Genomic DNA, 11,427 nt, shown 5'->3' on the forward strand with positions numbered 1-11,427 from the left:
CATCGTGTGGTGTCCTTCGTGTGAGTAGCTTTAGTCGGTTCTCACTGACCATCACACGGTGGCTCCTCACGTCGCCGTAGCGACGCTCAGCAGCCGGAAATTACACCACTCCCAGGGACGTGACCCACAGACGTCAGTCCTAGTTCCCATACAAGGCCAAGCTTTCTCCCAGAAGACGTCAAGCTCGCGTGCCGTCGCGCTTTCCCCGTGACGACCGAAAAGTCGAAAACGTTGGGTAGTTTTTGTGGGTCTTGCGGTTCTACGGTGAAACCATGAGGCGCACACTATTCATCACCACAGCACTTGCCCTATCAGCCCTGACTCTCTCCGGATGCTCGGCGGGGGTCAGCGAGATAGCTCCAGGCGACACGCAAGAGTATCTAGTCGAGGGGTCAACGGACGGACGAGTCGGCACGGCCGAAAGTTTGGCAGAAGGCGGAATCGCGTACGACGCAACTATTGCCGATCCCAGTCGCGACGTCATCACTACCGGCTACATGACGGTGACGGTGAAGAGCCCAGATGAGGCGAGCACTGACGCGATTCGCATTACCGAGTCGGTCGGCGGCCGCGTAGACGGTCGAAGCGAATACGCGCCGCGTGACGGTGATCGCGGCAGTGCGACGCTAACGCTGCGCATCCCCGCATCCGAACTGACCGTAACCCTCGACAAGTTCAAGGAACTCGGCACGCTGCAAGAAGTCTCGACCAATTCGAATGACGTGACCATGGAATCTCGTGATCTTGAAGCCCGAATCACCGCGCTCGATGCCTCAGTTGATCGCCTGTTGGCATTGCTCACCAAGGCCGAAAACACCGAAACGCTCATTCAGCTGGAGACCGCAATCTCGGGTCGCCAAGGCGAACTCGAAAGCCTGAAGTCGCAAAAACGCTACTTCGATGATCAGGTTGCAATGTCGACGCTCACCTTGAGTCTCGTTTCGGTGGCCGATGCCCCCAGCATCGAGCCTGACGACTTCTTCGCTGGCATCGTTACCGGTTGGAACAGTTTTGTCGCATTCTTCGCTGGCCTACTCGTCGCGCTCGGAGTGCTCACGCCGTGGCTGGTCTTTGGCGCAATCATCGCCGGTATCATCGTGCTGATCGTGCGCTCGAAGCGCCGCTCGCGTCGCAATGCCGCTGCAACGTCGTCACCCGCCACGGACGTATCGAGCACCAACGCGTCGAGCATCGAGAGCATCGACTAGACGCCTTCGGCCAGCAACTCCCGCACCCGCGGGATTACCTGGGTTCCGTACAACTCAATACTGCGCATCATCCGCTCATGAGGCAGGGTGCCCGCGCTGTACTTCATGTCGAATCGCTGGATGCCGAGTGCAGAAATGGTCTTAGCTATCTTCTGGGCTACGGTTTCCGGCGATCCGGCGTACATAGAACCGTGCTGCACTTCACCCACAAATTCTTCCTCAGTGGATGCCGGCCACCCACGCTCGCGACCGATACGGTCACGCATTACCCGGTAGTGCGGCCAGAGTTCCTCAACGACGACGACGTCCGAGTCGGTGATGTAGCCGGGCGAGTGCACAGCGATTGGCAAGTCGGGCTGACCGAGTTCGGCGAGCGCGCGATGGAAGAGTTCGGCATAGGGAGCAAAGCGTTCGGGCTGGCCACCGATGATGGCAAGCACTAACGGCATCCCGTAGCGAGCAGCGCGCACCACAGATTCGGGGCTTCCACCAACACCAATCCAGGTGTTGAGTTTTCCCGATTCGGTGCGCGGAAACACCTCTTGCTCGGTCAAGCTCGCACGAAGGGTGCCGTTCCAGGTGACCGGCTCCTCCTTAATGAGTTCGGAGAAGAGGTCGAGCTTCTCAGAGAACAATGTCTCGTAGTCGCCCAGGTCGTAGCCAAACAGCGGGAACGATTCGGTGAACGAGCCGCGGCCGAGAATGATTTCCGCACGGCCATTCGAGAGTGCGTCGACGGTGGCGAATCGTTCGTAGACGCGCACTGGGTCGTCTGAGCTCAGTACAGTGACGGCTGAACCCAGCTTGATGTTTGTGGTCGCTATCGCAAGCGCTCCGAGAACCGTCTCGGGTGCGGTGATAGCGAAGTCATCGCGGTGATGCTCTCCGACACCGAAGAAGTCGATGCCCAGCTTGTCGGCCAGAACACCCTCAGCAACAACATTGCGGATGACCTCTGCCTGACTCAGCGGCGTGCCACTCTCGTCTACCGTGACATCGCCAAATGTGCCGAGTCCAAACTGAACCTGCTGATTCACGAGCTCCCTTTCGCTGTGACGCCGTGCGCGTCCCTAGCCAAAACCGTAACCGTGCATCCGCTATTCCTCGCGATCGGCAACCGCAACCGCCATATGGCGGACGGCCCGCCCGCACGATTATGCAGCGGTGGCAGGCTAGCCCTCGGAGGAGAGCTTGCGCTCTGCGATATGCGCAGCGGTGGCGAGCGGCACAATTTGGGGTGCCGCCTCGCGAACGTCAGACGCGCTTTCGTCATCGTGCGTGAGCGACGCTGCCGCTACGACATCCGCCATCTGGTGGTACACCGCAACTTCGTGCGCTGTAGTCTGCTCGTTCCACCCGAGCAAAGCTGCAGCGATTTCGGCAACCTCGGGCACTGCGGCCATGCCCTCATTGAGGTACTCGTAGTTCATGCGGGTACGGCGAACCATGAGGTCTTCCAAGTGCAGGGCTCCCTCATGCGTAATCGCATAGGCGATCTCGGCACGGAGGTAGGCGGATGCGTGCTCGAGTGGCTGCGACAGTGTCGGGTCAGCGTCGGAGATTGCTGCGATCTCTGAGATCTTGGCGCCATAGCGGTGCAGCAGGTGATCGATCATCTGCTCGCTCCAACCGAAGCGCTGGCTCAGAGCCCGCGTGTTGTCGCGTGCCTCGTCGAGACCCTCGGCGCCGAGCAGCGCGACGGATGCCGTGGTCGACGGATTCGCCTTAGCTGCCTCCTTGCCGAGGGCAAAGTCGACGGCATCCTTGGCCATCACGCGGTAGGTCGTGAACTTGCCGCCGGCGATCACGGTCAGCCCGGGGATCGGCGAAGCGACAGTGTGCTCGCGCGATACCTTCGCGGAGTTGGTGCCCTCCATTGTGCCCGGCTGCAGCAGCGGGCGAAGTCCAGCCCAGGTGCCGATGACATCGGAGCGATCGATGGGGTTAGCAAGCACGGCGTTTGCTTCAGCGATGACGTAGTCAATGTCATCCGCCGTCGCTGTGGGGTTGAGTAGGTTCTCTTTCCACGGAGTATCGGTGGTGCCGATAACCCAGTAGCGCGACCACGGGATAACAAACAGCACGCTCTTGGAGGTCTGCAGGATGAGTCCGGCTTCACCCTTGATGCGCTCACGCGGAACAACAATGTGGATGCCCTTGGATGCGAGAACCTTCAGCCCGCCACTTTCGTATGCGAGCGCCTGAGTCTCGCCGGTCCAGACGCCGGTGGAGTTGATCACTGCTTTGGCTCGCACCGGGAACGTCGTGCCCGTTTCGAGGTCGACGAGTACCGCGCCATTGACGACACCGTTCTCATCTTTTGTGATCTCGACAACCTGCGTGCGGCTAGCGGCATGTGCTCCATGAGCGTGAGCGGTACGAACAACGCTTACGACATAGCGTGCATCGTCAACGTTGGCGTCCCAGTATTCGATTGCGCCGACGGCGGCATCGTGGGCAAGACCGGGGAAGCGAGCGGCGAGCTGCTTGCGCGACATGTGGCGGTGCCACGGCACGCTGCGCTTGCCCTTTGCGCTCTTCGTAGTCACCGTTGCCAGGAAATCGTAGAGCGCAATTCCTGCGCCAACGAAGGCGCGCTCCCACACGTGGTGACGCAGCGGGTAGAGGAAGGGAAGCGGGCGCACGAGGTGCGGCGCAACAGTGTTCAGGAGCAATTCACGCTCGGTGAGCGCCTCATGCACGAGCTTGAAGTCCAACATCTGCAGGTAGCGCAGTCCGCCGTGGATCAGTTTGCTTGAGCGGCTCGAGGAACCTGCAGCCCAGTCTTGGGCTTCAACTACAACAGTGTCGAGTGTGCGGGTGGCAGCATCAAGTGCGATTCCTGCGCCGGTGATCCCGCCGCCGATCACAAGCACATCGAGTTCACGGCCTAGCTTTGCGCTGTCAACAAGGCGCTGGATGGCGCTCTCGCGGGCTTCTCGTGTGAGGTTCTGGTCAGTCACTAACACTGCGTTTCTCTCTCCTAGTGGTCCGAGGATGCGGCTGTGAACCTTCTGAACCGATCCACTGCTCAGCAGCGTATTACGCTAGGTGGACCGCATGACCAACTGAGCAGTAGATCTGCACGAACGTGCAAGAACGGATAACATGGAACGCGAAGAGGCAATGCTCGCCGCATCATCGATGTACTACCTGCAAGACATCAAGATGGATGCCATCGCCAAGCACCTGCACATGTCACGTTCGAGCGTCTCTCGATTGCTGCGCGACGCCCGCGATAGCGGGCTGGTCGAAATCTCATTGCGGCCCACTCCAACGCGCGGTCCTGGCCTAGCGAAGAGGATCAAGAACGGCTTCGGAATTGAGACTCATGTTGTGCCCGTTGTCGACCTTGCCGACGAGGCAGAGCGGCTCGATCAGGTCGCACGAGCAACCGCACGTATTGTCACGGGATGGTTCGATTCCGACATGATCATGGGTGTCGCCTGGGGCACAACGTTGGCTGCAATCTCTCGGTACTTGGGCAAAAAACCCACACGTGGAAGTGCAATTGTGCAACTCAACGGAGCGGCCAATGTACGCACCTCGGGCGTGGAATATGCAGGCAATCTGATCGCCAGCTTCGGCGATGCTTTTGATGCCCAGGTGCACCTTTTCCCCGTTCCCGCCTTCTTCGATTTCGCCGAAACTCGCAACGCAATGTGGTCAGAACGGTCCATTGTGCGCGTGCTCGAATACCAGCGCCGAGCCGACATCGCCCTGTTCTCAATCGGTGCGATCGCGGGTGAAGTGCCCAGCCACGTCTACTCAGCCGGTTATCTCGAAGCCGGCGACATCCAGACACTCGACAAAGAGGGAATCGTCGGCGACGTGTGCACGATTTTCTTGCGTGAAGACGGCACCTACGAAGACCTCACAATGAACGCACGTGCAACCGGGCCGACCCCGGCAGAACTGAGGGCGATCCCCCGACGAATCTGTGGAGTCGCTGGCGATAACAAGGTTGTGCCCCTGTTAGCCGCACTGCGCGCGGGGGTCATTACTGACCTCGTGATCGACGAGCAGACCGCGACAAAGCTTGTTGAGCACGTGATGCAACTCAAGGATGGCGCTGCCTCAGCCGAGGAGATCGCGCTCTAGGTAGACCACAGCGAACCGCTCGTGCGCAGCAGCTAGCAGCTAGCGATTCGAACCGACTGCTAGTTCACAATGTGCATGGCGCGTGCGGCATCCGTAATGCTGCCCGTCAGTGACGGGTAAACGGAGAATGCGCGAGCGAGCTGGTCGACGGTGAGTCGGTGCTCCACCGCTAGTGCGACTGACATGACAAGCTCTGAGGCGTTGGGAGCCACGATGACGCCACCGATGACTGTGCCTGACCCGGTGCGAGCGAACAGTTTCACGAAACCGTCTTTGATGCCCATCATCTTGGCGCGAGGGTTCGAAGCGAGCGGCAGCTTGTAGATGTTGCCCTGTGCAAGTCCATCCTCAATCTGCTTTTGAGACCAGCCGACCGTGGCTATTTGAGGCTGAGTGAAGATGTTGGATGCCACGTTGCGCAGTTCGATAGGCGTGACGCCATCGCCCATCGCGTGGAACACCGCAGTGCGGCCCTGCATAGCGGCGACGGATGCCAGAGGGAAGAAGTCTGAACAGTCACCGGCCGCGTAGATCGACGGCATCGAGGTGCGTGCGACACGGTTGACGCGGATGTGACCAGAATCGGTCAGTTGCACGCCGGCTTCTTCGAGTCCCAGGTTTTCTGTGTTCGGGAGCGAACCGACGGCCATGAGGCAGTGCGAGCCTTCGACGGTGGTGCCATCGTGCAGCGTCGCAACGACACCGGCTTTCGTGGTCTCCACGGATTCAGCCCGTGACTTCGAAAGCACGGTCATACCGTTGCGCTTGAAAACATCTTCAATCACGCGGGCGGCGTCTTCGTCTTCACCGGGCAGCACGCGGTCGCGCGAGGAAATCAAGGTAACTTTGGCGCCAAGCGCGGAATAGGCGGAGGCGAACTCGGCACCGGTAACACCCGAACCAACCACGATGAGGTGCTCAGGGGTTTCTTTGAGCGTGTAGAGCTGAGTCCAGGTGAGGATGCGTTTGCCGTCGGGCATTGCCGAGTCGAGCAGGCGCGGCCGTGCCCCAACCGAAACGATCACGGTGTCGGCATCGACCTCGTCAAAGTCAGTGCCAGCTTTTCCCTTGCCGGTGGAAACGACGAGTCGCTGGGGCCCATCGAGACGACCCTCCCCCTCGATGATGCGCACGCCAGCCTTGATGAGTTGCGACTTCATGTCGTCGGACTGCTGCTGAGCCAACCGCATGAGGCGCGCATTGACTGCCGCCAGGTTCACCGTAATCTCGGGGCGAACCACACGACCAGAGTCGCCACGGGAGTAGAACTGCACGCCCAGATCGGCCGCATCCCGAATCGCGTTTGTCGCTTCGGCCGTTGCGATAAGCGTCTTCGACGGAACCACATCGGTGAGAACGGCAGCGCCGCCAACGCCTGCGCGTTCAACGAGCGTCACCTCCGCACCCAATTGCGCTCCCGCGAGAGCTGCTTCATAGCCGCCAGGGCCACCGCCGAGTATTGCAATTCGTTGGGTGCGCTCGAACTCATAGGCCATACAGCAATTCTCTCGCGCTTCTGCCCCAGCGACAAACCGCCACATCACACGTGTGCCCTGCTCAGATTCGCGCCGAACGCAAAGGCATGTCGCAAGTCCCACGGTTTAGAGTGGATGCCATGTCACAGTCGCCCACCTCAAACCCCCTCGACGACCCCAATGCAGACCCTTTCGCGGTCGCGCAAGAAGCCGCTGCAGCAATCGCAGCAGCGACAGGAGTCGAGAAGCACGACATCGCCCTCACCCTCGGTAGCGGGTGGGGAAAGGCCGCCGACCTGATCGGTGAGACCACCGCAACGATTCGGGCATCCGACATCCCCGGATTCTCCAAGCCAGCGCTCGAAGGCCACGTGGGAACCCTCCGTTCGGTACTGCTACCGAGCGGCAAACGTGCTCTTGTCATTGGCGCCCGTACCCACTACTACGAGAACCACGGCGTTCGTCGGGTAGTTCACTCGGTGCGCACCGCCGCCGCCACCGGTGCGAAGACCATGATCCTCACCAACGGTGCCGGCGGCATCACAGAGACCTGGACGCCCGGCACCCCCGTGCTGATCAGCGACCACCTTAACCTCACCGCCGACTCGCCCCTCGAGGGCGCCACTTTCATCGACCTCACCGACCTCTACAGCAAGCGTCTTCGTGAGATCGCTAAATCAATCGACCCGAGCCTTGATGAGGGCGTGTACACGCAGTTCCGCGGGCCCCACTATGAAACCCCCGCCGAAGTGCAGATGGCCAAGACCATGGGTGGCCACATTGTGGGAATGTCCACCGCCCTCGAAGCGATCGCCGCGCGCCAAGCAGGCATGGAAATCTTGGGAATGTCTCTCATCACCAACCTTGCTGCCGGCATCCAGTCCACTCCCCTCAGCCACGAAGAAGTCATTCAGGCAGGCAAAGACGCTGAAGTGCAAATCAGTGGCCTCCTCGCACAGATTGTGAGCGCACTATGAGCACCGACGCAGCAAACGCCGAAACGGTTAACACTGAAGCACTGATTGCCGCCGCAAACGCGTGGCTCGACCAAGACCCAGACGCTGTCACCCACACCGAGCTTGAAGCGCTCATTACGGATGCCAGCACAGGCGACCAGACAGCAATCGCCGGTCTTCATCACCGCTTTGATACGCGGCTCGCGTTCGGCACTGCCGGGTTGCGCGGCGAACTGGGTGCCGGTCCTAACCGCATGAACCGGGTTTTGGTCACTCAGGCGGCTGCGGGACTTGCCGCCTACTTGCTGACCCACGAAGGCAGCCCGAGCATTGTGATCGGCTACGACGGCCGAATCAACTCTGAGGTTTTCGCCCGCGACACCGCCACGATCATGGCCGGGGCCGGGGTGCGGGCAATTCTGCTGCCGCGACTGCTGCCAACGCCGGTGCTCGCTTTCGCGGTGCGCCACCTCAACGTCAGCGCCGGCGTGATGGTGACCGCCAGCCACAACCCGGCCAATGACAACGGCTACAAGGTGTACCTCGGCGGCGACAACCACGGCTCGCAGATTGTGCCGCCCGTTGACGGCGAGATTGCCCACGCGATCGATATTGTCGCTAAGGGCTCAATCACTGAGTTGCCGCGCTCCACCGACTTTGTCACGACCGATGACGGAGTTGTTGACGAATACATTGCGCGCACTGCCGCTCTCGGCAAGCCAGTAGCCGACGTCATCTACACGTACACGGCAATGCACGGCGTCGGTTGGGAAACCAGCAAGGCCGTGTTCGCTACGGCCGGACTCACTGCTCCTGTTCTCATCGAAGAACAGGCTCACCCCGACGCCGCGTTCCCCACGGTTGCTTTCCCCAACCCCGAAGAGCCTGGAGCCATGGATCTCAGCTATGCCAAAGCTCGCGAAGTGGGAGCCGATCTGGCTATTGCCCACGATCCTGACGCCGACCGCCTCGCGGTCGCTGTCGCTGGGCGTGACGGCGAGTGGCGTCGACTGAGCGGAAATGAAGTGGGAATTTTGCTCGGCTGGCGCGCAGCAGAACGCGCCAACGGAGTCGGGGTGCTTGCGGCATCCATCGTCTCGGCTCCCGCACTGCGCGCAATCGCGGCCGACTATGGCATGGCGTACCAGGACACACTCACGGGTTTCAAGTGGATCTCGCGCATCGACGGCCTCACGTTCGGCTATGAAGAAGCCCTCGGCTACCTCGTTGACCCTGACAAGGTCCGCGACAAAGACGGCATCTCCGCTTCGGTAGATTTCTTGTCGCTTGTTGCCGAGCTGAAGACTCAGGGCAAGACGGTTCTCGACCGGCTCGATGAGTTCACGGCACGTTTCGGAGCCTTCGCATCACGGCAAGTGTCGATGAGGTTTGACAAAGTCTCCGAGATCAGCGCGATGATGACCAAAGTGCGGGCCAACGCGCCCACCGAGGTTGGCGGCCTGACGGTCACGGAATTCTCCGACTTCCAGAACGGTATCGACGGCTTCGCGCCGAGCGACATCCTGCGCATGGACTTCGAAGGCGGTGCCCGCGTCATCGTGCGCCCCAGCGGCACCGAGCCCAAGCTCAAGTTCTATGTGGATGCCTCAAGCACGACCGGCGAAGGTGCCGAGCGGGAAGCTGCAGCAGAGGCCGTCGCCACTCAACTTGAGGCAGGCATGCGGGAGCTCTTAGCCTAAGCCTGCAGTGCGGCGCGCGCTGCAATGCAAACCACGAAGCCGCACAACCCCGCGAAACACGCCACGCGATCGAACGCTGAGGGCGCCCTGGGGTTACCTGAGGGCGTCCTCTAGTTTTTGCTTGAGCTCTGAAGTATCGAAGAGGTTCACGATCACGATTACATCGGCGTTCGTCTTGCCGATTGCTTCGACGAATTCTTGGGTCGTGAGAATGATTTGCGCGTCGGCCGCGACGGTACGCACTGAGCTCACGTCGGCTGCCACTACCGATGCTTCGAGTTCGAGTGCCCGCAGTGCGCGTTCCGCATTGACTTTGAGCACTCCTGAGCTGCCGATTCCGGCACCGCAAATGGTCACAATTTTCATGACGGAATGACCCCCATAATCTGTTGAACTTCTGCTGCCGAGGTTGCTTCGGCAAGCTGGTCGATTGCCGAAGAGTCGTTGAAAATGTTTGCTACTGCGGCAACGGCTGCCAGGTGCGCCCCTGCTTCAGAGATTGCAAGCCCCAGCACAACCCGAACGGGGTCGTTGTGGGCGTGGCCGAAACGAACTGGCTCCTTGAGCGTCACAATCGAGAGCCCATCGGCGATGACTTGCGGGCCCGGTCGAGCGTGCGCCAAGGCAAGCCCTGGGGCGATCACTACATAGGGCCCATGGTCTTCGATCATCCGAATCATCTCAGCGGCGTAGCCAGGCTTGGCTGAACCGGAGCGCGCAAGAGCGGCGCCAGACAGTGCAACGGCGGCACGCCAATCGGCCGCAAAAGCGTCAATATCGATCGCGGATTCGGGAAGGGGAGGTAGCGACATCGCTATGCTCTTTCGAACCCGGCGCTGATGGCCTCGGAAAGGTCTTCGCGCTCCTCGAGCGGCAAGAAGGCAGCCGCAGCAGCGTTAATCTGGAACACCTCAAGATCGGTGAGATCGTAGCCGAAGGCTTCAGTAAGCAAGAAGAGTTCGCGGCTGAGAGTCGTTGCGCTCATAAGACGGTTATCGGTGTTCACGGTGACGCGGAATCCGAGTTGGTACAGCAGGTCGAAGGGGTGATCGACCATCTCGTCACCCCACTGCTCGATTGCGCCGGTCTGCAAGTTGGATGATGGGCTCAGCTCGAGCGCAATCTCGCGATCCTTGACCCACTGGGCAAGGTCCCCGAGCGAGACGTACGTGTTTTCGTCGTCTTCACGCGCGATCGTGATGTCCTCGGCAAGGCGCACGCCGTGCCCCAGTCGCAGTGCACGACCGTCAAAGAGCGCGCTGCGGATGCTGTCGAGGCCGTCCGCTTCGCCCGCGTGTACTGTGGCGGGAACGTAGTTGTGGGCGAGCAGATCGAACGCAGCGCGCATACGGCTCGCAGGGAACCCCGCCTCCGGCCCGGCGATATCGAACCCGAGTACGCCACGATCGCGGTGGCGAATCGCCAGTTCTGCGATATCTCGGCTGCGGTCGGTCTGACGCATCGAGCTCACAAGTTGACCAACGCGGATGCTGCGGCCGCTTGCGCGAACCGTGTCAACGCCTTCTTCGATGCCTTCCTGCACGGCGCTCACGACCTGGTCGAGGTCAAGCCCCTGCTGCAAGTGCTGCTCGGGCGCCCAGCGAATCTCACCGTAGATAACACCGTCATCGGCAAGGTCCTGTACGAATTCACGGGCAACGCGCTGCAGGTTCTCTGTCGACTGCATGACGGCGATGGTGACGTCGAAGGTCTTGAGGTAGTCAACGAGCGAACCGGAGTCTGCCTGATCGGCGAACCAGGTGGTGAGTTTCGCCGGCTCGGTCTCGGGGAGCTCGTAGCCGATCGCTTCGGCGAGTTCCACGATTGTTTGGGGTCGTAATCCGCCATCGAGGTGATCGTGCAGGGAGACTTTAGGTAGCGCGGTAATGCTTGCGCGGCCTCCGGGCATCAGAAAGTTCTCAACAGCGGCGTTCATGTCTTCAAATCTACCGTGCCAATCTCTGAAAGCCCCCTGTGGCTTTGCTGG

The 11,427-nt window shown here is 60.6% G+C and carries 10 protein-coding genes; 4 read left to right on the forward strand and 6 right to left on the reverse strand.

Annotation, left to right across the window (positions count from 1 at the left end; all coding sequences use genetic code 11):
- Positions 1 to 272 precede the first annotated feature (272 nt).
- Complete coding sequence (locus tag ACTJJW_RS05940) at positions 273 to 1,208, forward strand: DUF4349 domain-containing protein (RefSeq protein ID WP_462643217.1); 936 nt, start codon at positions 273 to 275, stop codon at positions 1,206 to 1,208.
- On the opposite strand, the gene ACTJJW_RS05945 is transcribed toward ACTJJW_RS05940, so the two are convergent.
- Positions 1,205 to 2,245 carry an LLM class flavin-dependent oxidoreductase gene (locus ACTJJW_RS05945; protein ID WP_462643218.1) on the reverse strand — a complete coding sequence of 347 codons (1,041 nt, stop codon included), beginning with the start codon at positions 2,243 to 2,245 and terminating at the stop codon, positions 1,205 to 1,207. The genes ACTJJW_RS05940 and ACTJJW_RS05945 overlap by 4 nt on opposite strands.
- 135 nt (positions 2,246 to 2,380) lie before the next feature.
- Positions 2,381 to 4,171: a glycerol-3-phosphate dehydrogenase/oxidase gene (locus ACTJJW_RS05950; RefSeq protein WP_462643219.1), complete on the reverse strand. Its 1,791-nt coding sequence runs from the start codon at positions 4,169 to 4,171 to the stop codon at positions 2,381 to 2,383.
- A 145-nt stretch (positions 4,172 to 4,316) separates the two neighbouring features.
- On the opposite strand from ACTJJW_RS05950, the gene ACTJJW_RS05955 reads away from it, so the two are divergent.
- Positions 4,317 to 5,309 (forward strand): sugar-binding transcriptional regulator, encoded by a 993-nt coding sequence (locus ACTJJW_RS05955; RefSeq protein ID WP_462643220.1) that lies wholly within the window; start codon positions 4,317 to 4,319, stop codon positions 5,307 to 5,309.
- Positions 5,310 to 5,368: 59 nt separating this feature from the next.
- On the opposite strand, the gene ACTJJW_RS05960 is transcribed toward ACTJJW_RS05955, so the two are convergent.
- The gene (locus ACTJJW_RS05960; protein ID WP_462643221.1) at positions 5,369 to 6,805 is read right to left on the reverse strand and encodes an NAD(P)H-quinone dehydrogenase; all 1,437 of its coding nucleotides are present in this window, start codon (positions 6,803 to 6,805) and stop codon (positions 5,369 to 5,371) included.
- Between the two features lie 119 nt (positions 6,806 to 6,924).
- Here ACTJJW_RS05960 and ACTJJW_RS05965 point away from each other — a divergent pair, with 119 nt between their 5' ends.
- Positions 6,925 to 7,761, forward strand: a complete 837-nt coding sequence (locus ACTJJW_RS05965; RefSeq protein WP_462643222.1) for a purine-nucleoside phosphorylase — start codon at positions 6,925 to 6,927, stop codon at positions 7,759 to 7,761.
- Positions 7,758 to 9,440 carry a phospho-sugar mutase gene (locus tag ACTJJW_RS05970; RefSeq protein WP_462643223.1) on the forward strand — a complete coding sequence of 561 codons (1,683 nt, stop codon included), beginning with the start codon at positions 7,758 to 7,760 and terminating at the stop codon, positions 9,438 to 9,440. Before ACTJJW_RS05965 ends, ACTJJW_RS05970 begins: the two co-directional genes overlap by 4 nt.
- 93 nt (positions 9,441 to 9,533) lie before the next feature.
- On the opposite strand, the gene ACTJJW_RS05975 is transcribed toward ACTJJW_RS05970, so the two are convergent.
- The 3 genes from ACTJJW_RS05975 to ACTJJW_RS05985 are packed head-to-tail and all read right to left on the reverse strand — an operon-like array spanning position 9,534 to position 11,376.
- A complete protein-coding gene (locus ACTJJW_RS05975) occupies positions 9,534 to 9,806 on the reverse strand; it encodes a PTS sugar transporter subunit IIB (protein ID WP_462643224.1) in 273 nt (90 codons plus the stop codon).
- Complete coding sequence (locus ACTJJW_RS05980) at positions 9,803 to 10,252, reverse strand: PTS sugar transporter subunit IIA (RefSeq protein WP_462643225.1); 450 nt, start codon at positions 10,250 to 10,252, stop codon at positions 9,803 to 9,805. Before ACTJJW_RS05980 ends, ACTJJW_RS05975 begins: the two co-directional genes overlap by 4 nt.
- A gap of 2 nt (positions 10,253 to 10,254) precedes the next feature.
- A complete protein-coding gene (locus tag ACTJJW_RS05985; protein WP_462643226.1) occupies positions 10,255 to 11,376 on the reverse strand; it encodes an adenosine deaminase in 1,122 nt (373 codons plus the stop codon).
- Positions 11,377 to 11,427 lie beyond the last annotated feature (51 nt).

This window comes from Rhodoglobus galactosidasius (genome assembly GCF_054957775.1).

Bases quoted from the DNA above. Each gene is read 5' to 3' on its own strand.
- ACTJJW_RS05940 (WP_462643217.1), top strand. From the start codon at position 273: ATGAGGCGCACACTATTCATCACCACAGCACTTGCCCTATCAGCCCTG.
- ACTJJW_RS05955 (WP_462643220.1), top strand. From the start codon at position 4,317: ATGGAACGCGAAGAGGCAATGCTCGCCGCATCATCGATGTACTACCTG.
- ACTJJW_RS05960 (WP_462643221.1), bottom strand. From the start codon at position 6,805: ATGGCCTATGAGTTCGAGCGCACCCAACGAATTGCAATACTCGGCGGT.
- ACTJJW_RS05965 (WP_462643222.1), top strand. From the start codon at position 6,925: ATGTCACAGTCGCCCACCTCAAACCCCCTCGACGACCCCAATGCAGAC.
- ACTJJW_RS05970 (WP_462643223.1), top strand. From the start codon at position 7,758: ATGAGCACCGACGCAGCAAACGCCGAAACGGTTAACACTGAAGCACTG.
- ACTJJW_RS05975 (WP_462643224.1), bottom strand. From the start codon at position 9,806: ATGAAAATTGTGACCATTTGCGGTGCCGGAATCGGCAGCTCAGGAGTG.
- ACTJJW_RS05980 (WP_462643225.1), bottom strand. From the start codon at position 10,252: ATGTCGCTACCTCCCCTTCCCGAATCCGCGATCGATATTGACGCTTTT.
- ACTJJW_RS05985 (WP_462643226.1), bottom strand. From the start codon at position 11,376: ATGAACGCCGCTGTTGAGAACTTTCTGATGCCCGGAGGCCGCGCAAGC.